This is a genomic window from Aestuariivita boseongensis (genome assembly GCF_001262635.1).
GTDB lineage: Bacteria > Pseudomonadota > Alphaproteobacteria > Rhodobacterales > Rhodobacteraceae > Aestuariivita > Aestuariivita boseongensis.
In genome coordinates, this window is the sequence record NZ_JXYH01000025.1 from 1 (window position 1) to 19579 (window position 19579).

The 19579-nt window shown below is 62.4% G+C and carries 17 protein-coding genes; 7 read left to right on the forward strand and 10 right to left on the reverse strand.

What is annotated here, in order from left to right; genetic code table 11:
• Nucleotides 1–350: 350 nt before the first annotated feature.
• Nucleotides 351–1268: a DMT family transporter gene (locus TR61_RS11085; protein ID WP_082181940.1), complete on the reverse strand. Its 918-nt coding sequence runs from the start codon at nucleotides 1266–1268 to the stop codon at nucleotides 351–353.
• 225 nt (nucleotides 1269–1493) lie between these two features.
• Here TR61_RS11085 and dctP point away from each other — a divergent pair, with 225 nt between their 5' ends.
• The 4 genes from dctP to TR61_RS11105 are packed head-to-tail and all read left to right on the forward strand — an operon-like array spanning nucleotide 1494 to nucleotide 5910.
• Nucleotides 1494–2525 (forward strand): TRAP transporter substrate-binding protein DctP, encoded by a 1032-nt coding sequence (gene dctP, locus TR61_RS11090; protein WP_050930058.1) that lies wholly within the window; start codon nucleotides 1494–1496, stop codon nucleotides 2523–2525.
• Entirely contained in the window at nucleotides 2525–3070 is a 546-nt protein-coding gene (locus TR61_RS11095) for a TRAP transporter small permease (RefSeq protein WP_050930059.1), read from the forward strand. The genes dctP and TR61_RS11095 overlap by 1 nt, the downstream gene beginning before the upstream one ends.
• Nucleotides 3067–4374 carry a TRAP transporter large permease gene (locus TR61_RS11100; protein ID WP_050930060.1) on the forward strand — a complete coding sequence of 436 codons (1308 nt, stop codon included), beginning with the start codon at nucleotides 3067–3069 and terminating at the stop codon, nucleotides 4372–4374. Before TR61_RS11095 ends, TR61_RS11100 begins: the two co-directional genes overlap by 4 nt.
• Nucleotides 4375–4377: 3 nt before the next feature.
• Nucleotides 4378–5910 (forward strand): AMP-binding protein, encoded by a 1533-nt coding sequence (locus TR61_RS11105; RefSeq protein ID WP_050930061.1) that lies wholly within the window; start codon nucleotides 4378–4380, stop codon nucleotides 5908–5910.
• On the opposite strand, the gene TR61_RS11110 is transcribed toward TR61_RS11105, so the two are convergent.
• On the reverse strand, nucleotides 5892–6827 hold the full coding sequence (locus tag TR61_RS11110) for an NAD(P)H-dependent flavin oxidoreductase (protein ID WP_050930062.1): 936 nt from the start codon (nucleotides 6825–6827) through the stop codon (nucleotides 5892–5894). The two genes, TR61_RS11105 and TR61_RS11110, sit on opposite strands and share 19 nt — an antisense overlap.
• A gap of 200 nt (nucleotides 6828–7027) precedes the next feature.
• Here TR61_RS11110 and TR61_RS11115 point away from each other — a divergent pair, with 200 nt between their 5' ends.
• Nucleotides 7028–8587, forward strand: a complete 1560-nt coding sequence (locus TR61_RS11115) for a class I adenylate-forming enzyme family protein (protein WP_050930063.1) — start codon at nucleotides 7028–7030, stop codon at nucleotides 8585–8587.
• A gap of 35 nt (nucleotides 8588–8622) precedes the next feature.
• Entirely contained in the window at nucleotides 8623–9321 is a 699-nt protein-coding gene (locus TR61_RS11120) for a hypothetical protein (protein WP_050930064.1), read from the forward strand.
• Between the two features lie 30 nt (nucleotides 9322–9351).
• On the opposite strand, the gene TR61_RS11125 is transcribed toward TR61_RS11120, so the two are convergent.
• Nucleotides 9352–10029 carry a TetR/AcrR family transcriptional regulator gene (locus TR61_RS11125; RefSeq protein WP_050930065.1) on the reverse strand — a complete coding sequence of 226 codons (678 nt, stop codon included), beginning with the start codon at nucleotides 10027–10029 and terminating at the stop codon, nucleotides 9352–9354.
• A 92-nt stretch (nucleotides 10030–10121) separates the two neighbouring features.
• Between TR61_RS11125 and TR61_RS11130 the strand changes: the two genes are divergently transcribed.
• Complete coding sequence (locus TR61_RS11130; protein ID WP_050930066.1) at nucleotides 10122–10925, forward strand: enoyl-CoA hydratase/isomerase family protein; 804 nt, start codon at nucleotides 10122–10124, stop codon at nucleotides 10923–10925.
• Nucleotides 10926–10931: 6 nt separating this feature from the next.
• Here TR61_RS11130 and TR61_RS11135 read toward each other — a convergent pair whose 3' ends face one another.
• The 7 genes from TR61_RS11135 to TR61_RS11165 form a co-directional block, all read right to left on the reverse strand.
• On the reverse strand, nucleotides 10932–12191 hold the full coding sequence (locus TR61_RS11135; RefSeq protein ID WP_050930104.1) for a thiolase family protein: 1260 nt from the start codon (nucleotides 12189–12191) through the stop codon (nucleotides 10932–10934).
• On the reverse strand, nucleotides 12184–13173 hold the full coding sequence (locus tag TR61_RS11140; protein WP_050930067.1) for a zinc-dependent alcohol dehydrogenase family protein: 990 nt from the start codon (nucleotides 13171–13173) through the stop codon (nucleotides 12184–12186). Before TR61_RS11140 ends, TR61_RS11135 begins: the two co-directional genes overlap by 8 nt.
• Nucleotides 13170–14840 carry an AMP-binding protein gene (locus TR61_RS11145; protein WP_050930068.1) on the reverse strand — a complete coding sequence of 557 codons (1671 nt, stop codon included), beginning with the start codon at nucleotides 14838–14840 and terminating at the stop codon, nucleotides 13170–13172. Before TR61_RS11145 ends, TR61_RS11140 begins: the two co-directional genes overlap by 4 nt.
• A 6-nt stretch (nucleotides 14841–14846) precedes the next feature.
• A complete protein-coding gene (locus tag TR61_RS11150; RefSeq protein ID WP_050930069.1) occupies nucleotides 14847–16088 on the reverse strand; it encodes a cytochrome P450 in 1242 nt (413 codons plus the stop codon).
• 100 nt (nucleotides 16089–16188) lie between these two features.
• A complete protein-coding gene (locus TR61_RS11155; protein ID WP_245626876.1) occupies nucleotides 16189–17790 on the reverse strand; it encodes a TRAP transporter large permease in 1602 nt (533 codons plus the stop codon).
• Nucleotides 17787–18299 (reverse strand): TRAP transporter small permease subunit, encoded by a 513-nt coding sequence (locus TR61_RS11160; RefSeq protein WP_050930070.1) that lies wholly within the window; start codon nucleotides 18297–18299, stop codon nucleotides 17787–17789. Before TR61_RS11160 ends, TR61_RS11155 begins: the two co-directional genes overlap by 4 nt.
• A 69-nt stretch (nucleotides 18300–18368) precedes the next feature.
• Nucleotides 18369–19466, reverse strand: coding sequence for a TRAP transporter substrate-binding protein (locus tag TR61_RS11165; RefSeq protein WP_082181944.1), 1098 nt, complete (start codon nucleotides 19464–19466; stop codon nucleotides 18369–18371).
• Between the last annotated feature and the right edge of the window lie 113 nt (nucleotides 19467–19579).

The following is a 19579-nucleotide window of genomic DNA, read 5'->3' on the forward strand; positions in this document are numbered from 1 at the left end:
ACCACATTGACGGACGTGACCAAGCGAAGAAAATTCAAATATATAAATGTCTTATGCAGAGTCTGAGATGTTCCTGTTAAGTTTCGCGCGCTTCCGATAGTCGCGTTCTGCGAGAGGTAGAATGCAGCGCATCCCACAAGACCCTTGCGCTCCCGACAACGATCAGCGAACTGCGGTTGCGCAGTTCGCCGAGCACAGGAGACACCTCAGGCCTGTGCCCTGACCTGGATCGACCCACGCGTTTATCTTTGGCAGCCGACCAGGCTGGAGGACCACGCGTTGCGCGAGCGACGGCGGGCGATGTGCGGGGTTCAGGCGACGCATTTGGTTTCGCGCTTTTCGCTTGATGGTCAAAGGCTCGGCCGCTGACCGCTTTTCCTTTCGCGATAGGCAATCAGCAACCCGGATGAGAAGATCACCGCGCCGCCGATCCAAGTGTAGATGTCCGGTATCTCGGAGAAAACCAGCATACCGATTAGGGCGGTCCAGATCAGTTTCAGGAAATCGAACGGCATCAGGGCGGTCGGGTCGGTTTCCTTGAACGCCTGGCTTAATGACACCTGAGCCAGCGATCCGCACAGCCCGATCAGTGCCATCCATGCCAAATTCTCCCACGATACCGGTTGCCAGACCCAGATCGCGGGGCCGATGGAAAAGAGGCACAGGAAGATGCCCATATAGGCGACGATGGTGATGCTGGAATCGGTCCGCGACAGGATCTTGATCTGCATCATCGCAACGGCCCAGAGCAGGGCGGATCCCGTGACCAGAAGCGCGCCGGTATCGAGTGGGATGATCCCGGGCCGCAGGATGATCAGCATGCCCGCAAAGCCAAACGCGATCGCCAGCCAGCGGTAAATTTGAAACCTCTCACCAAGGAACAGAACGCTCAGAACCGCCATGAACACGGGCGCTGTGAAGCTGAGGGCCGTGACAGTGGCCAGCGGTGTCAGGCTGAGCGCGGTGAAAAACAAAAACATCGCGAGGATGTTGATGATGCCGCGCGCGGCGTGCAGGCCGAGGCGGGTGGTGCGCAGCATCGCGAACCGCGACCGGATCAGCAGCGGCATCAGAACAGCCAGGCCAAAGACGTTGCGGAAAAAGGCAACCTGAACCGGCGGCAGCTCTTGCGAGACAAAACGGACAAGAGCGTGCATCACCGAAAAGGCGATGGTGGAAAAGCACATCAGTTGAATGCCGCGCAGCGTGGGTGATTGCTGACGCCAGCGCGCAAAAAGGCCGGCTGTCGTCAGGGGGTCGCGGGGCACAGTGATGCCGTTTCTGCGCAAGGATTGACACGGGTCGCCCCTGAGCGGGTTCGATGCCGCGGCAAAGCAATCCGAGGTTGAATGGCAGGCGAAATGCCCAGCAACTTGAGCCTCCTGGTGTTGACAAAACAAAAAACCAAACGATTGTTAGGTTAAGGGGTGTAGCTGCTGCGGCGCAGACTGTCGAGTGTGCCATCCCGCTGAGCGTTTTTTAGGGAGGAAAACATGTTCAAATCTGCTGCGCGTTTTGCTGGCGCTGCCGTTCTGTCCTTGCTGGCATTTCAGGCAACCGCCGAAGAATATCCTGATGTGACCTTGCGCATGGCGCATCCGCTGCCGGAAAGCTGGCCTGCCGTTCAATGGGACAAGTGGTGGGCCGAAGAGGTCACGCGCCGGTCGGACGGCAAGATCAAGATCGAGATTTTCTGGTCTGGCCAATTGGGTGGTCTGTTGGAGATCAAAAACCTTGTGTCCTCTGGTGCGGTCGATCTGGGTGTGTTCGCGCAAGCTGTGCACGCCTCAGAAATGCCGATGACGTCGATCGCAGCGGGTCTTCTGAACCGGGTGTCGGCTGATGCGCCTACAGCACAAAAGCTGGCCGGTGAGGTCTATGGCGCGGAATCGACCCAAGCTGAGCTGGCCGAGCTGAACCTGCAGCCGATCAAATGGACCGTCACATCGCCCTATCGTCTGACCTGCAACAAGCCGATCAACCAGATGTCGGATCTGGAAGGTCTGCGCGTGCGTGCGGTTGGCGGGGCCTATGTTCCGATCTGGATGGAAGCCTATGGCATGGTGCCCACACGTGTGCAGGCGCCGGAAATCCGCGAAGGTCTGCAGCGCGGGACGCTGGATTGCAACTTTGGCCCCATCGAATGGGTGCCGTTCTTTTCACTGCAATCGGTGGCGCCCTATATCTCGGACATCAACACGGGCACGTTCACCACGTTCCAGCTTTATGCTCCGCAAGATCGCTGGAACAGCTGGCCGGAAAGCGTGCGTAGCCTGATGACCGAAGTGGCGCAGGAGGCGATGATGAAAGACCTCGAATGGCTGGAAGGGGCCGAGGCCGAGGCCTATGCCACCTTTGAAGAGGCTGGCGGTCAGCGCATCGAACTGGCCGATATGGACGCCTTTGTCGCCAAATCGCCCGACATGATCGCGATCTGGGAAGAGCGGATGACAGCCGACGGCATGGGCGACGCGATCGCACCGATCGTGCCGATGCAGCGCGAAGCGGCCAAAAGCTTCGAGTAATGGCTGACGCCGAAAAAAACGCCGCGGGGGGGCATCACGCCGATGCCTCCCCCAATGCCTTGGGGGCTGGAGCGACATTGGCTGAACGTGTGGCAATTTCGATTTGCGCCGCGGTTCTGTTCGTCGTGATGATTGTGGGCGCGGCCGACATCATATCGGGTGAGATCTTTGGCACGTTCTTACCCTTCAAGGTCGATATGTCCGGAACCTTGGCTGCGGCTGCCATTTTCCTCGCCTGGCCTTTGGTGCAGCGCAGGCGCGATCATATCGGCGTTGATCTGTTTCTGCCGTTCCTGCCGCGCAGCCTGCGCTTGCTGGGCTGGTGGCTCAGCCAGGCAGCGGGGCTGTTGGTCTTTGGACTGATCGCCTATGGAACGGCGCAGCTGGCCATCGACAGCGTTGAGATCTGGGAAGTGTCTGCGGCGACGCTGGGCTATCCGATCTGGCCTGCGAAAGTGGCCTGCGCCCTCGGGGCTGCGCTGACCATCATGGTCTTTGTGCTGCAATGTCTGAAGGGACCGAAAGAGGACGCATCCACCAAATGAGCGGTCTGGAACAAGGCGGTGTCGCCTTTGCCTGTCTGTTGCTGCTTTTGGCCGTCGGCGTGCCGGTGGGCTTTGCCCTGGCCAGTGTGGCCGCGATTGGCCTTTACCTGAGCGTTGGCGCGTCTTTCGTTCTGACAACCTTCAAGACCACGCCCTATACTTTGGCCAGCGATTACACCTTTGTCGTGGTGCCGATGTTCGTGCTGATGGGGGCGATTGCCGGGCGCGCGGGGATCATTGGCGATCTTTATTTCGCGGCGCAAGCCGTGCTGAGCCGGGTGCGCGGCAGCCTGTTCATGGCCACGATCATGGCGCAGGCGGGGTTTGCGGCGGCCTCGGGCTCGACCGTGGTGGCGTCGGGTGTTTTCACGCGCATGGCGCTGCCCGAGATGTTGAAGTTCCGCTATGATCCCGGTGTCTCCGCCGGCTGCATCGCGGCGGCGGGCACGCTGGCGGGGCTGATCCCGCCCTCCATCGCGATGGTGCTTTACGCGCTTTTGACGGGCGAGCCGGTGGGCGCGCTGCTGATCGCGGGCATCCTTCCCGGGGTGTTGACGGCCGGGGCCTATATGTTTGGCATCCGCCTGTTCCTGATCGTGCGGCCCGAATGGGCGCCGGAGGTGAAAGAGACGATCACCTGGCCCATGCGTTTCCGCGCCCTGTCCAAGGTGTGGAGCGTTCTGCTCCTGATGATCCTTGTGATGGGGGGCATTTATTCGGGGCTCTTCCCACCTTCGGCGGCGGGCGCAGTAGGTGCTGCGGGTGCACTGTTCATCGCGCTGTCGATGCGCCGGATCGGAGGAAACCAGATCTGGGAGGCACTGCTCGAATCCGCGCGGATCACGGCGATGATTTTCCTGATTGTCATTGGCGGTCTGGTCTTCTCGCGCTTTTTGCTGATCAGCGGGTTCATTGGCGATATCCGCGCCTTTGTCACCGCGACCGAGCTTGGCGTGGCCGGGTTTCTGGCGATGACGGTGGTGTTGTTCCTGCTGCTGGGGATGTTCCTTGATTCCGTCTCGCTTCTGGTGATCGCGGTGCCGTTTCTCTATCCGATCAGCCAGACGCTGGGCATTGATCCGATCTGGTTTGCGGTGATCATCGTCAAGCTGATCGAGATTGCGGCGATCTCACCCCCTGTGGGGCTGAACCTTTATGCGGTGTTGGCCTCGGCCGATGGGCGGGTGAAGACGGGTCAGCTTTTCAAAGGGGTGCTGCCGTTTCTGGCCATCGAAATGGTGGTGCTGGCGCTTTTGCTGGCCTTCCCTGCGATTGCGACCTTCCTGCCTGCCACAATGGGGTAAGCCATGCGCCTGATTGACTTTTTCGACCGATCCGCCGCCCTGACGCCCGAGGCGGTGTTCGTCAAACACGGCGATGTCAGCCGCAGCTATGCGCAAAGTCAGGCGGCCACCGATCGCATCGCGGCCGCGTTGATCCGCGACGGGTTTGGCCCCGGCACGCGCGTGGGTGTCTACATGCCCAATGACTGGCGCGGGCTGGAGGCGATGTTCGGCTTCTGGCGCGCGGGCTGCGTGATGGTTCCCGTGAACGCGCGCAATGCGGTGACGCAGAATGCGCAGATCCTGGCGGATGCGGGGGCCGAGGTGGTGTTCTATCACTCAAGTTTCGCGCGGGAATTGGACGAGGTGCGCGCCGCTTGCCCCAAGGTGACGCTGACCATCTGCATCGATGACGGGATGGCGGACTGGATGGCCCCCGACGGCACGCAGGCGCCGCATATCGCGCAGGCGCCTGACGATCTGTGGACGCTATATTCCACCTCTGGCACCACCGGGAAATCCAAGGGGGTGCGGCACACGCATCTGAGCAACATGGTCGCCTGCATGGATATGCTGCACGCCCTGCAGGTGCATGGGGCGGTCAATCATCTGGTCGTGGCCCCGATGACCCATTTCGCGGGGTCATTTATCTTTGCGCTGACGGTGACGGGCGGCACGCATATTCTGCTGGACAGTGTTGAGCCGGAGGCGATCCTGGCCGCGATTGAGGCGGAGCGCGCGCAGATCCTGTTTCTGCCGCCCACGATCATCTATCGGATGTTGTCCTCGCCCGATTTGGGGCAGCATGACTATTCCAGCCTGCACCGCTTTGCCTATGGCGCAGCCCCGATGGCGCCGCAGAAGCTGCGCGAGGCGATCGCTGCCTTCGGCCCGTTGATGACCAATTTCTTTGGCCAGGCCGAGGGGATTGGCCCGATCTGTTTCCTTTCGCCCGAGGATCATCGCCCCGATGCGGGCGGTGTGTGGGAGGATCGGCTGATGTCCATCGGCAAGCCGTCGATCCTGCGGCAGGTGGCGATTGTGGATGACGACGGCCAACCCCAGCCGCCCGGCACGCGGGGCGAGGTGGCGGTGCGCAGTTGGGGCGTGACGCAGGGCTATGAGAACAATCCGCAAGCCACGGCCGAGGCGTTCAAGAACGGCTGGTACCTGACCGGCGATATAGGCGTGGCGGATGCCGAGGGTTATGTCACGCTGGTCGATCGCAAGAAGGACATGATCGTGTCGGGCGGGTTCAACATCTATCCGGCGGAGGTGGAGCGGGAGCTGCTGTCGCACCCGGATGTGCAGGAGGCCGCCGTGATCGGTGTGCCGGACCCTGATTGGGGGGAGGCGGTCAAGGCCTTGGTCGAGCTGCGCGCAGGGGGAGCGGTGTCAGAGGCGGAGCTGATTGCGCTGTGCAAAGACCGGCTGGGCAGCATGCGCGCGCCCAAATCGGTGGAGTTTCGCGATGAATTGCCCCGCAACGCGACCGGCAAGGTTCTCAAGCGTGAGATCCGCGCGCCGTTTTGGGAAGGCTACGACCGCGCGATCTGACGGGCCGTCTGGTACTGCCGGGCCAGATCGTCAATCAGATCGGCGGCGGGCCGGATACCCGTCACTTGGCCCACACCGTGGCCCATGCTCCAGACCGTTTTCCACGAGGCCAAGTCCAGCGCGCCGTGATGAAGCGCCTGGCCTTTCTCGTCGATAATCCCTTCGGCGATCAGGCTGTCGCGTGCGAAATTGGCCGGGATGCCGGTGACCAGATCAGAGAGCATGATGCCGTCTGCGTCCGTCGTGGTGACCATGTCCTTGTGCCCCGGCTGGGCGAGGCTTTCTTCCGTTGCGATAAAAGGCGTTCCGGCATAGCCCAGATCGGCGTCCAGAACCTCGACCGCGTGCAGCGCGCGGCCTGTGCCGATGGCTCCCGCAACGGCGATGGGGCCGTCAAAGAACTCGCGCACCGCGGCGACAAAGGCAAATGGGTTGAGCCAACCGGTGTTTCCACCCGCGCCCGCGGTCAGCAGCACCAGCCCATCCGCGCCCGCGGCCACGGCCTTGCGCGCGTGGCGCAAGCTGGCAACATCGGAAAAGACCAGCCCGCCATAGTCATGCACCGGCCCCGTGACCGCATCGGGCGCACCGACCGAGGCCACCACCAAAGGGGCCTGCGCGCGCACGGTGGCGGCCAGATCATGTTCCAGCCGTGCGTTCGAATGATGCACGATCAGGTTGACGCCCCAGGGGGCGGCGCCGTCGGCTCCTTCTGCAATCTGCGCAAGCCACCGGTCCAGATCCTGCGGAGTGCGCGCGTTTACGGAAGGAAAAGCCGACAATGCTCCGGCGCGGGCGGAGGCGATGATCAGCTCAGGCCCCGAGATCAGAAACATCGGCGCCACAAAGAGCGGCAGGCGCAGCCGCGCCTTCAGATCTGCGCGCAGGGCGGGTCCGGTTCGATCCTCTGGCCACATGGTTTGTCCTCCGATCTGCCTTCAATATTCTAACAATCAACTGTTTGGCAACTGCGCAAAAATGCGCTAAGTTTTCAGGTGGGAGAGAGAGGCTTGTCACCGACGGTCGCGCGCATCCGGGCGCGGGGTGTCGGACGTGCCCAAAATGACGCTGACGCACCGATGCGCAGCGCACTGACAGGATGGGGAAGACGCAATCCATGACTGATCGACTGGACGACCCGCAGGTCTATTTGCCCGATCTTTTCGCTACGCATGCGCGCCACTATCCCGGCAAGGATGCCGTGATTTGTGGCGATCAGACGCGCAGCTGGGGCGATTTTGTCGGCAATATCAACCGCGTGGCCAATCACCTGATCGCGGCAGGCGTGCAGAAAGGCGACCGCGTTGCGGTGATGATGGGCAATTCAGTGGACATGCTGGAATGTCTGTTCGGAGTGGTGCGGGCGGGGGGCTGTGTCGTGCCCTTGTCGGGGCTTTTGACCGCGGAGCAGCTGGAAAGCCTGCTGAGCGATTGCGATGCGGTTGCCGCTTTTGTGTCGGCCGAGTTCGAAGAGCGGGTGGCGCCGCTGGCCGCCAAGCTGCCGGGGATCCGGACCTGGATCGCCCATGGGTTCCAGACTGACGGGTGGGGCAATGTCGCCGATATCTATGCGACATCGCCCGACACGATGCCTGATATCCGCCACGCGCTGACGGATGCGTTCAACATCATCTATTCCTCGGGCACCACGGGGCTGCCCAAGGGGATCGTGCAGACCCACCGCGCGCGCCTGCATTGGGCGTTTTCCAACGCGGTGGAGATGAGCTTTTCGTCAGACAGCCGCGCGCTGACGACCACGCCGCTTTACTCGAACGGCACGTGGTTGATGATGCTGCCCATTCTCTTTGCCGGGGGAACGCTGCATGTGATGCCCGCGTTTGATGCGGCCGCGTTCCTGAAGACGGTCGAGCGGGAAAAGATCACCCATACCTTCATGGTCCCCGCGCAATACCTGATGGTGCTGGAGCGGCCCGAGCTGGATAGCACGGATTTAAGTTCCCTGCGCACGGTTCTGTCGGCCGGATCGCCCCTGCGCCGCGACACCAAACGCCAGATTATCGAGCGGATTTCACCGGGCTTGTTTGAACTTTATGGCTTTTCCGAGGGCTTCGCCTCTATGCTGAAGCCGCATCAGCATGCGGAGAAATTCGACACCGTCGGCACCCCGGTTCTGGGGTTCGAGGTGCGCATTCTGGATGACGAGGGCAATGAATTGCCGCCCGGCGAACCGGGGGAGATCGCAGGGTACGGCGCGGGCATCATGTCGGAATACAACAAGCGCGATGCGCAAACGGCCGAGCTGATCTGGCGGGATGAGCGCGGGCGCACCTTCATCCGGTCCGGCGATGTCGGCGTGATGGATGAGGACGGGTTCCTCAAGATCGTGGACCGGAAAAAGGACATGATCATCTCGGGCGGGTTCAACGTGTTTCCCACGGATGTAGAGGCCATCGTCGGCCAGCATCCTGACGTTATGGATGTCACGGTCATCGGCGTGCCGCATCCGAAATGGGGCGAAAGCTGTCTGGCGCTGGTGATCCCGGCCTCCGGCGCGTCGCCTGATCCGGAGGCGATCAAGGCCTGGTCCAATGAACGTCTGGCGAAAACGCAGCGCCTTGTTGCCGTCGAACTGCGTGAGGACTTCCCGCGCAACGCGCTGGGCAAGGTGATCAAGAAAGACCTTCGCGCCCCGTATTGGAAAGATGCTGCGACCTGAGGGGGGTGGGGCGCCGCAGCGTATGGGAGGAAATTATGAAGACATTTGTTAAACCGCTGGCCGCGGCCTCGTTTGTTGTGTCCGGGCTTTTGGCCTCAGCCGCTGGGGCAGAGACGGCCCCGCCGCCGCCCTATCTAATGACCGGGGCCAACACCGTCACCATCGCCGTGACCTGGGATGCGGACAGCCTGGACGGTTTGCTGCCCGATGGCGTGGAACCTGCTGACGATCTGTCGGGCGGTTTGAACGTTTATGATGCCGAAGGCGGCTTTGGTCTGACGCCCTACAGCGCGGCCTATGCCTATATCAACGTGAAGGGGTTTGATTCCGCCATCGGCGCGCCGGCGCGGTATATCATTGGCGGCTGGTATGGCCCGGATCCCAAGGTCGCGGCGGCGATGAACACCCATTTCAACGCGGGCGTTGGCACCGGGGATGCCAACCAAAGCGGGTCGGGCGACACATGGACCGGCACCGGCGGCGATGGCACCGGGTCGATCACGATTGTCATCAAACCGGGCAGTGAATGCGGCCCCGCGGCAGGCACGCTGAATTACGTGGGCACAACAGGTGAGGCCGGGCTGAAGATCCCGTTCACCGGGTCCTTCTGCGGGGGCGAGGCCGTGTCCGTCGATATTCAGGGCGCAGAAGGCAGCGCCTTGGCACAGGTGAAAGTGGATCAGATCCTGGGCGGTGGCCGCCTGCTGGACGGCATCTTTACCTTCGCCGATTAAGTGAGTTTTGCGTGACGTCCCGCCGGGGCGTCACGCCGCATCGGGGCGGATGGCCCTGACAAAGGATGTCGCGATCTTCTCGGGCGATGTTCCGCGTTTCTTGGAGTACCACACAGGCACCCAGTTCAGCGCACCCAGCAGCTGAAGGCGCAAAAGCCTGCGATCCGCATCATCCGGCAGGTCGATATCCTCAAACAGGCGTTTGAAGATCTCCTCATATTCGCGGCGATGCGCTTTGAGCTTCTGGTTCAGCTCTTCACGGTCCTCGGCGAAATTGGGTGAGATGATCGTGACCAGATTGCCGCTGCCCAGAAGCGCCTTCAGGTGAGCGACGGCGGCACGTTCCAGCCGATCCCACGGCGTTGTGCCCTTGGCGATGGCGGCCTCGGTATCGGCGATCATGTCCGTGACCACCCGCTCGTGAATGGCCAGCAGCATGTCTTCTTTTGACGGGAAGTGATAATAGAGCGAGCCCGGCAGCATATCGACAGCAGCTGCGATATCGCGCATGGAGGTGCCGTCAAACCCGTGGCGCGCGATCAGTGCAGATGCTTTGCGAAGAACATCTTCGCGCTTGTTTCTGCGACGCGGTCGCTGTTGAGTTTGCGTGTCGTCTTGCGCGCGCGCACGTGCCTGTTGCGGTGCCAAAGACCCGGCCTCCCTTTTTGCTGGCCCGCGGGCGAGACGGGCGGCTGTGATCAGGCGCATATATGTACGCCTTGGCCGTTATTCTACCGATTGTTTGTTTGAATTTCGAGGATGAAAATTCTAGGCTTGGTTTGCATTTGGGGAGGTGTGAAATGTCCGGTGGTCAGACGGTTTTGACGGTCAATGGCGCGATTGCAGAGATCGTGTTTCACAATGCCGATCAGGGGTTCATGGATCGCGCGATGGAAGCCGATCTGCTGAAGGCGATAGAGCAGATTGCAGGCGATCCGTCGATCCGGGTTTGTGTTCTGTCCGGGGCTGAACCGGGCGTGTTTATCCGGCATTACGATCTGAAGGTGCTGGCCCCGCAGGCCGCGCAGATGGCTGCGCGCGAGATGGTTTTTACCACTGACCGCCCGGTGCCCGAAGCGCCCATTCATATCGCCATGCGGCTGATGGAGGGCAGCGAGACGATTTTTATCGCGGCAATGACCGGCACCGCGATGGGGGGTGGGTTCGAATTGGCGCTGGCCTGTGATCTGCGCATCGTGCAGGCGGGCGATCACGAATATGGTTTGCCGGAGATCAATCTGGGCATCCTGCCGGGCGCGGGGGGCACGCAGCGCTTGCCGCAGATTGTCGGCCAGTCGCGCGCGCTGCACATGACGCTAACCGGCGATACGCTGAGCCCGGATGAGATGGTGGCGGCGGGCCTTGCCTCGGCCTCAGTGGCCGATGCGCGGGCGGAGGCCTTGGCGCTGGCGCAGCGCATGGCGGGAAAGCCCGCGCGGGCGGCCAGTCATATCAAGCGGCTTGTGCGTCAGGCGATGTCGGCGGGGCCTGAGACTTTTGCGGATGAACGCACGCTTTTCTGCGATCTGATGGTGCAGCCGGACGCAAACCGGCTGCTGACCGAAGGGGCAGAGGGCGCGCGGCGGATCACCGACGAGCCTTGAGCCGGCTCACGCGGAGGGCGCTTCCAGAAGGATGACAGAGCAGGCGGCCTCGTCAAAGCCGATCACACCGCCGCCGTTTTCCGCCAGCGCGATGCGCGCGCGGCCCGTTTGCCGGTCACCCGCTTCGCCGCGCAGTTGCAGCGCCAGTTCATGGATCATCGACAGGCCCGTGGCACCGACCGGGTGCCCCTTGGACACCAATCCGCCCGACAGGTTGACCGGCAGGCGGCCGCCCAGCTTGGTCGCACCATCTTCGACCAGCTTGCCGCCTTTGCCATCCTCGGCAAATCCCAACATCTCCAGCTGGAAGATCTCGCAGAACGACGTGGCATCGTGGAGTTCGATCAGGTCAACATCCGCTGGCGTCAGCCCGGATTTGGCATAGGCCTTTTGCGCCGCCACGCGGCTGAGGCCCGGTTCGGATGGATCGCGATACTTGCCGCCCGTCAGGACCGAAGCGCGGACCTTGACCGCGCGGTCGCGGATGTCCTTGGGTTGGCGCGCAAGGACCTCTTCCGACACGAGGATCGCAGCGGCCGCCCCGTCGCCGATGGGCGCGGCCATGGAGCGCGTGATAGGCCAGGAGACCTCACGATCGGCCAGAGCCTCTTCCACCGGAACCTCGAAGCGATACTGCGCCTTTGGGTTCATCGATCCGTGCCAGTGGTTTTTCGATGCGGCGATGGCAATCTGTTCCTGGGTGGTGCCATAGGTCTTCATGTGCCAGGCGGCCTGCATGGCATAGGTGTCCATGAAGACGGTGCCGCCGGCGGCGTTGGGGTCAAAGGGTTTACCTGCCTCTTCCCCGCGCTTGGCGTAGTAGTCGTGCCATTCCTGCGGGTCCATCTGGTCGATGCCGCCTTCGAAAATTTCCAGCGTGCGGGCGGCGTCGCCTTGCACGAAGGTTTTTTCGACGCCGATGGCCAAAGACACATCCATATCGCCCGAGGCCACGTCTTTCCACGCGCCGTGGAAGGCCATTGACGCCGTCGCGCAGCCGCCTTCCACGTTGATCATGGGCACCCGTTCGGGGAAGAGCCCCTCGCGCACCAGTGGGGTGAAGCAGACCTGCCCGCGGATGTTGCGTTGACCAAAGGTGCCCATGCCGCAATTGCCGAACCAGGCCTGTTCGATGGCGTCGCCGTTGTCCCAACCGGCATCGGCGATCACGTCCAGATATGCCTCGCGACTCAGGTCTTTGAAGCTGTCCCCGGGGCGTTTGCCGAAGGCGGTGCAGGAGGTGGCAAGCACATAAACATCACGCATTGTGGTCTCCTTCCAGAAGGATTTTTCCGTTGCGGCCACCGCGCGCGGCATGGGCGACGGCCTCTTTGATCTGATCGAGCGGATAGCGCGCGTCCACGTCCGTTTGCAGCACACCTTCGGCCAGTTTGGCCTCAAGGAAGGCATGCAGGTCGCGCATCTTTTCGGGGGTCGCGGTGCGGTACCAATCGAAAAGCCAGAAGCCCTGCAGCCGCACATCGCGGAAGACGACATCGCGTGCGTCCATCTCGTTCGGTTGGCCCGAAAGGAGGCCATAGGCCACCACCGTGCCGCGATCGGCCAGTGCGGCGCCAAGGGCGCGGGTGGCGGTGCCGCCCACGGCATCCAGCGCGAGTTTTGGCGCGCCGTCTGCGGCAGCGGTGATGGCGGCGGCGAGGTCCTGGCCCTCGTCCACGATGACGACGTCCGCGCCGTCAGCCGTCAGCGCCTCGGCCACATCGGCGCGGCGGACGATGTTGACCGTATGCAGCCCGCGTTCACGGGCAAAGCGGATGACCATGCGCCCCACGTTGGAATTGGCGGCGTTCTGCACGACCCAATCGCCCGGTTGCAGATCGACGATATCGCTCAGCATCAGGTGGGCGGTGCCCGGATTGGCGCGCATCAGCGCCGCCTGTTCGGGATCCGCGCCCGCCGGGGCCTTTGGCGCCATGCGTTCGTGCAGGATCAGGGTATCGGCCCAAAACCCACCGCCTACGGGCAGCACGGCATCGCCAACGGAAAGCCGTGTGACCCCTTCGCCCACCGCATCCACGATACCATAGGCCCCCACGCCGGGAGTGGCCGGCAAGGTGATAGGTTCGGCGCCATAACGGCCCTCGATCGAGAGTAGATCGGCGGGGTTGATCGTCATCACCTGATTGCGCACACGCACCTCGCCGGGGCCGGGGGTGGGGTCGTCTTCTTCGATGATCTCGATCACCTTGGCCGGGTCGCCATGCTGTCGGAAGATCGCGCGTTTCATGCCTTGCTCCGTTTCTTGAGATCGCGCAGGTCCACCACGCCCGGGGCGCAGCGCGGGTCGTCCACATCGGGAAAGATCAGGCCCTTGCGCACTTTCTGCGTGCCGGTGCGCGGCAGATCATCGACGAAAGCCACCCAGCCAGGCAGCTTGTAATAGGCCACCAGTTCACGCGCGCTGTCAAAGATGGCCCGAGCGGTGTCCGCGTCGCGGGGCGTGCCCGATTTGGGCAGGATGCAGGCCATCACTTCCTCGTCGCGCATCTCGTCCACAACGCCTATGACGGCGACGGCCTCGACCGCCGGATGGCCGATCAGGGCGTTTTCCACTTCGGCGGCCGAGATGTTTTCGCCCGAGCGCCGGATGATGTTTTTGCGTCGTTCCACGAAATGCAGCATGCCGTCGGGTTCCTGCACCACCACATCGCCGGTGTGAAACCAGCCTGAGCGCCACGCCTCGGCGGTGGCGTCGGGGTTTTTCAGGTATTCGCGGAAGAAGCCTTGGCGCGGGTCGGGGCCGTGGGCGCGTACGACCAATTCGCCTTCGGTGCCGGGGCGGACGGGCGCGCCAGCCTCATCAACGACGCGGGCATCGAGATCAGGGGTCGCTGTGCCAAAGGCGCGGGTGTGGATGCGGCGCGGCTCGATGCAATCGCCGAGGAAGCGGCCGGTTTCGGTCATGCCCCAGACCTCGACCATGGGCACGCCGAAGCGATCTTCGAACTCCTGATGGATGCGCGGTTCAAGCCCTGCGCCGAGGCCGAAGCGCAGATTGTGTTGCTCCTCGGCCGGCTCAGCGTCGCGTTTCAAGAGGATTGGCGGGATGATCCCGAGGTAGTGCATCGCGGTCGCGCGGGTGGTGACGATGTCCTGCCACCAGCTGGCCGGGTGGAACCGGTCGGGCAGGATCAGGCAGTTGCCGGTCAGGATCAGCGCGGTCAGCGTGTTGATGCCCGCGTTCACGTGGAAAACCGGCAGCGGTACAAAGATGCGGTCGGCGCGCAACTGCAGCGCCAGCCGTCCGCCGAGGCGGGCATAGGCGAGGCCCACGGCGAAATGGTATTCGTGATCGATCACGCAGCCCTTAGGCCGCCCCGTGGTGCCAGAGGTGTAGATCAGCGCGGCCTCGGCCTGCTGTCCGGTGCCGCGGGGGTGAGGCGCGCTCGGCGCTTGCGGGAGCGGATCGGTCTCCAAAACCGCCGCGACGCCCAGCTTGCCCGCAACACGCTGAAGCTGATCGATATTGTGGGGCAGACCAAGGGCCAGGTCGGCCTCGGAATGCTCCAGCAGGTAGGTGAGTTCGTGGTCCAGATAGTCGGGATTGACCGGCACCTGCGTGGCCTGCAGCGCATAGAGCGCGAGCTGGGTGAAGATATGTTCGGGCCGGTTATCAAGCATCAGCGCCACGCGATGGCCCGCGCCGTAGCCTGCGGCGCGCAGCCGGTCGATGCGGCGCTGAACCTGTGCCAGCGCATCGCCGTAGGTCACCTCAAACCCGTCCGGGTGATAGGCGCGCCCCTCGCGTGGCGGCACGCACAGGAAAGGCAGATCGGGATGCATCTGAGCGGCTTCGACAAAGGCCTCATAGGCGGTGTCGCACCGGGTGGCGAGCGCCTCGGCCGCCTCGCGGGCGGGCGTGCCGTCGATCTGTGGGGGAAGCGCGCGGGCCATCGCGGTTCAGCCGCGCAACAGGACAGGCAGGCGGCGTGTGCCGCGCGGCACCATCGCGTCGAGCCATTCGGGCGGCGCAGACGGATCCAGGGCGAGGTTCGGGAAGCGGGCAAAGAGCCGTTCGACGGCGATGCGCCCTTCCTCTCGCGCGAGTTTCGCGCCAAGGCATAGGTGGATGCCTTGTCCGAAGGTCAGGTGGCGGTTCTGCTGGCGGGTGATGTCGAAGCGGTCGGCATCGTCAAACATGCGCGGATCGCGGTTGGCGGAATTGACCATCACAAAGACACGCTCGCCCTCGCGGATCTGCCGCCCGTGCAGGTCGTGATCCTGCGCGGCCACGCGCACAAGCGCATTCGTGGGGCCGTCAAAGCGCAGCACTTCTTCGATCGTGCTGTCGATCAGGGCGGGGTCGGATTTGAGCTTGGCCAGCTGATCGGGGTGGCGCAGCAGCAGAAGCGTGGCGTTGCCGATCAGGTTGGTCGTCGTCTCGTGCCCGGCAAAAAGGACAAGGATGCAGGTGGCGATCAGCTCGTCCTCGCTGAGTTTGTCGCCTTCGTCGCGGGCGTTGATCAGGTCCATCAGGAAGCCGGGCTTGGGGTTTTCCGTGCGTTCCTTGATCAGCTGGGCGAAATAGGATGACATTTTCTGGCAACCCCGCGCGGCGCGTTCGTATTTGTCACCTGAATTGCGTGCGCCGCCGATGAAGACGGCCATGTCGTCTGACCATTCCTTGAAGTCGTCCAGCATGTCGCGCGGCACATCCAGCAGGTCCATGATCACAAAGGCGGGCAGTTGCAACGCGTATTCGCGGATGAGGTCCACGTCATTTTTGCCCGAGGCTTCCAGCCGGTCCAGCAGCATATCCGTGATCTCGATAATCTGCGGGCGCATGTCTTCGATGGCCTTGGCCGTGAAGGCGTGGCGCATGATCCGACGGACGCGCGTGTGATCGGGCGGATCGCGGAAAGCAAGCCAGAGGTTGAGATAGTGGATGATGTCCTTGAGCAGTTCGGCATCGGCTGGCGGCAGGGCGTTATAAAACTGCGTCAGCCGCTTGACCGACAGATCGTCAGACAAGAGCAGGTCGCGCACATCGGTATAACGCGTGATGATCCAGGATTTCAGAGAGGGGCTCCAATGCACCGGGTCGTCTTCGCGCAAGCGGGCATAGACCGGGAACGGATCGGCCATGACGGCAGGGTCCGAGGGATCATAGATGATATCCTCTGCGGTATGCGCGGCGGTCATGTGATGTCCTCCCAGAGTAATCGCATCTACCAAACGTTCGTTTGATTAGTACAGTAGTTCTAGTCGTCCTCAGTCCAATATTCAAGCGCCTGGCCCGAGCTCATTGCAGGATCAGCGACGGCAGCCAGGTTGCCGTGGGCGGGTAAAGCGCCAGGATCAACAGGGTGAAGAGCTGCAACCCGATGTAAGGTGTGGCACCGCGCCAGATCTCCATCGTGGCCACGCTGGGCGGGGCGACGCCGCGCAGATAGAAAAGCGCAAAGCCAAAAGGTGGTGTCAGGAACGAGGTCTGCAGGTTCAGCGCGATCATCACGCCCAGCCAGACGGGATCGGCCCCCATGACGATCAGGACCGGGCAGAGCACGGGCACGAGGATGAAGATGATTTCCAGGAAATCCAGGAAGAAGCCCAGGATGAACATCAGCACCATTGTGAAGATCATCGCGCCGGTGAGGCCTGCGGGGATGCCGGACATGAATTCGTGAATGGTGTCCTCGCCTCCCAATCCCCGGAAGACGAGGGTGAAGAGCGTTGCACCGATAAGGACAGTGAAGATCATTGCCGTGATGCGGGCCGTGCGGAAGGTGACATCCATCAGCGATCCGCTGCGGAAGGTCACCCAGAGGCTGGCGATCACACCCAGACAGATGATCCCGCTGAGGGCGAAACTGGCCCAGATCGCCAGTTGTTCGCCTGCAGACGTGACCTCGCGGCCCAGGCGCATGTCGAAGATCATCAACAGGATCACGATGATCGTCGCACTTGCGACCGAGGCCATGATTAGAGGCCGTGCGCGCGCGCTTTCGCGCCAGGCCGCAAGAAAGAGCGCGCCGACCGCACCCACGCCCGAGGCTTCGGTCGGTGTGGCGACACCGGCGAGGATGGATCCCAGCACTGCGACGATCAGAAGAAGGGGTGCGGCGAGCGCGCGGATGATCAGTTGGGCGGTGGTCTCGGCCTCCATCTCGACGCCTTGCGCGTCAAGGCGGATGGCTTCGGGGGGCAGGGCGGGGGCCATGTGCGGATTGCGCCAGGTGAGTGTCAGCTGCCACAGCAGATAGAGCCCCACCAGGATCAGACCGGGGATCAGGCATCCGGCGAACAGATCCGCCACACCGACGCTGCGGCCCGACGGATTGCCCATGGTCAGGTTGGCTTGCTGGTTCGCGAAGGTCAGGAAATCGCCCAAAAACACCAGCACGATAGACGGCGGAATGATCTGGCCCAGCGTACCCGCCGCACAGATCGCGCCCGAGGCGCTGGCCGGGTCATAGCCGTTGCGCAGCATCACGGGCAGCGCCAGCACGCCCATGGTCACGACCGTCGCCCCCACAATGCCGGTGGATGCCGCCATCAGCGCGCCCACCAGCGTGGTGGCGATCAAAAGGCCGCCAGGTTTTTCGCCGAAGAGCCGCGCCATGGCGGTCAGCATCTGTTCGGCCACTTTGGAGCGTTCCAGCAAAAGCCCCATGAAAATGAAGAGCGGGGCCGCAACGATGACGCTGTTGTTCAGAACGGCCCAGACCCGTTGCGGCAGGAAATTCAACGTGGCGACGCGGAAAAGACCCAGCTCGCCCGCCAGAAAGGCAAATCCCAGCGCCACACCGGCCAGAGTGAAGGCGACCGGAAAGCCCAGAAGCATCAGGCCGATCGTTACGATAAACATCCAGATATCCGGATGGGTCATCAGCCAGTCGATCACGGTGTGTCCTCTCCGCCGGTGATCACGTCATTGAGCGCACGGAGCACAAAGGCGATGGCCGCCAGCCCCAGCACGACGCAGAACATCAAAAGGCAGGTCTTCAGAAGCCAGACATAGGGAATGCCCGAGATTTCCATCGACCCTTCGCGGGTTTTCCAGGACCGTTGCACATATGGCAGCGACCGATCCCACATGAGCCACAAGAAGGGGCCGATGAAAAACACCGTGCCAAGGATGTCGATGATCGCCTTCTTTCGGCGGCTCATCATCGAATAGAAGATGTCCACGCGCACATGTTCGTTTTCCTTCATGGCCCAACCGGCAAGGCCCACCGCAAGGATGGCAAAACAATAACCGATCGCCTCGAACAGCCACACATGGCCCAGCCCGAAGACATAACGCAGGACCGCATTGGCAAAGACCAGCAGCACAAGCGGGATCATCAGGCAGGCCAGCACTTTGCCCACCAGAACGGTGATCCGGTCAATCATGTCGGCGATAAGGAGCATTGAGAGGGTTCACATGCCTTGAAGATAGGCGCGCACCCGCACTTGGCGGATGCGCGATAGGGTGCGAGATCAGCCTTTCATCGCCTCGGCCTGTTGGGCGCGGGCACGATAGAACGGCACCTCGGCCGCCATCGAATACTCGACAGCCTTGTTCAGGTAATCCGAATAGCTGGCATAGATTTCGCCCGACATCTCATCGACCTCACCCAGCTCGGCGACGGTTTCGGCGGATTTTTCGACCAGTGCGTCGATCACATCCTGCGGATAGCTGCGCACATCGACGTTATGCTCGTTCTTCAGCGTCTGGAAGAACTGGGCGTTGTTGTAGGCCCATGCGCCGACGTTGATCGAGTTGATGGATTCGATCACGCGCTGGACGATGGCCTGGTTTTTCGGACCCAGCTCATCCCAGACATCCGCATTGATGGCGATTTCACCGGCGGAGTTGGGCTCCTGGAAGCCCGGCGCATAGTAGAATTTGGCGTGCTGGTAGAAGCCCGACACGGTATCCAGCCACGGGCCCTGCAGCTCGGTCGCATCCAGCGCACCCGATTGCAGCGCCGGGAACACCTCTTGCGCGGGGATCAGCACCGCGTTGGCGCCCACGCGGCGCATGACCTCGCCACCCAGACCGGGGATGCGCATGGTGATGCCGCGCAGGTCTTCGAGGTTGTTGATTTCCTTGTTGAACCAACCGGCCATCTGGATGCCGGTCTGGCCGCAGGTGAAGGGGATCACGCCGACCATTTCGCGGAAGGCTTTTTGCTGCAGCTCCTGACCGCCGCCGTGATACATCCAGCCCATATGTTCGACCGCAGTGAGGCCAAACGGGATCTGCGAAAAGAAAGCCGCCGGTTGCCACTGGCCGGTCAGGTAGACGGGGGTGGAGTGCAGACAGTCTGCAGCACCTGAGCCCACGGCGTCATAGACCTCGAAGCTGGCCACCAGCTCGCCTGCTGCGGCGACATCGACGGTGAGTTCGCCGTCGGTCATCTGATCGAGGAAATCCCGGAAATTATAGGCCATCGAGGCCAGGCCGGGGAAATTATGTGGCCAGGACATGACCATCTGCAGGGTGCGTTTGCCTTGCGCATATGCCGGCGCAGCCAGTGCGGCAGGCGCCGCAATGGCCCCGGTTTTCAAGAACTTACGGCGATTGAGTGTCATGCTTTTCCTCCCTAAGCATTTGCCGGAGCAAGCTCCGCTAAAGCGCTGCACGGTTTTATTTTTGCAAGACCGGATTTATGTGCAGCGTCGGTCTGGCCTTGCAGGTGAGTGTC

Coding starts and splice junctions, on each gene's coding strand:
- dctP (WP_050930058.1), top strand. CDS start 1,494: ATGTTCAAATCTGCTGCGCGTTTTGCTGGCGCTGCCGTTCTGTCCTTG.
- TR61_RS11095 (WP_050930059.1), top strand. CDS start 2,525: ATGGCTGACGCCGAAAAAAACGCCGCGGGGGGGCATCACGCCGATGCC.
- TR61_RS11100 (WP_050930060.1), top strand. CDS start 3,067: ATGAGCGGTCTGGAACAAGGCGGTGTCGCCTTTGCCTGTCTGTTGCTG.
- TR61_RS11105 (WP_050930061.1), top strand. CDS start 4,378: ATGCGCCTGATTGACTTTTTCGACCGATCCGCCGCCCTGACGCCCGAG.
- TR61_RS11110 (WP_050930062.1), bottom strand. CDS start 6,827: ATGTGGCCAGAGGATCGAACCGGACCCGCCCTGCGCGCAGATCTGAAG.
- TR61_RS11115 (WP_050930063.1), top strand. CDS start 7,028: ATGACTGATCGACTGGACGACCCGCAGGTCTATTTGCCCGATCTTTTC.
- TR61_RS11120 (WP_050930064.1), top strand. CDS start 8,623: ATGAAGACATTTGTTAAACCGCTGGCCGCGGCCTCGTTTGTTGTGTCC.
- TR61_RS11125 (WP_050930065.1), bottom strand. CDS start 10,029: ATGCGCCTGATCACAGCCGCCCGTCTCGCCCGCGGGCCAGCAAAAAGG.
- TR61_RS11130 (WP_050930066.1), top strand. CDS start 10,122: ATGTCCGGTGGTCAGACGGTTTTGACGGTCAATGGCGCGATTGCAGAG.
- TR61_RS11135 (WP_050930104.1), bottom strand. CDS start 12,191: ATGCGTGATGTTTATGTGCTTGCCACCTCCTGCACCGCCTTCGGCAAA.
- TR61_RS11140 (WP_050930067.1), bottom strand. CDS start 13,173: ATGAAACGCGCGATCTTCCGACAGCATGGCGACCCGGCCAAGGTGATC.
- TR61_RS11145 (WP_050930068.1), bottom strand. CDS start 14,840: ATGGCCCGCGCGCTTCCCCCACAGATCGACGGCACGCCCGCCCGCGAG.
- TR61_RS11150 (WP_050930069.1), bottom strand. CDS start 16,088: ATGACCGCCGCGCATACCGCAGAGGATATCATCTATGATCCCTCGGAC.
- TR61_RS11160 (WP_050930070.1), bottom strand. CDS start 18,299: ATGCTCCTTATCGCCGACATGATTGACCGGATCACCGTTCTGGTGGGC.
- TR61_RS11165 (WP_082181944.1), bottom strand. CDS start 19,466: ATGACACTCAATCGCCGTAAGTTCTTGAAAACCGGGGCCATTGCGGCG.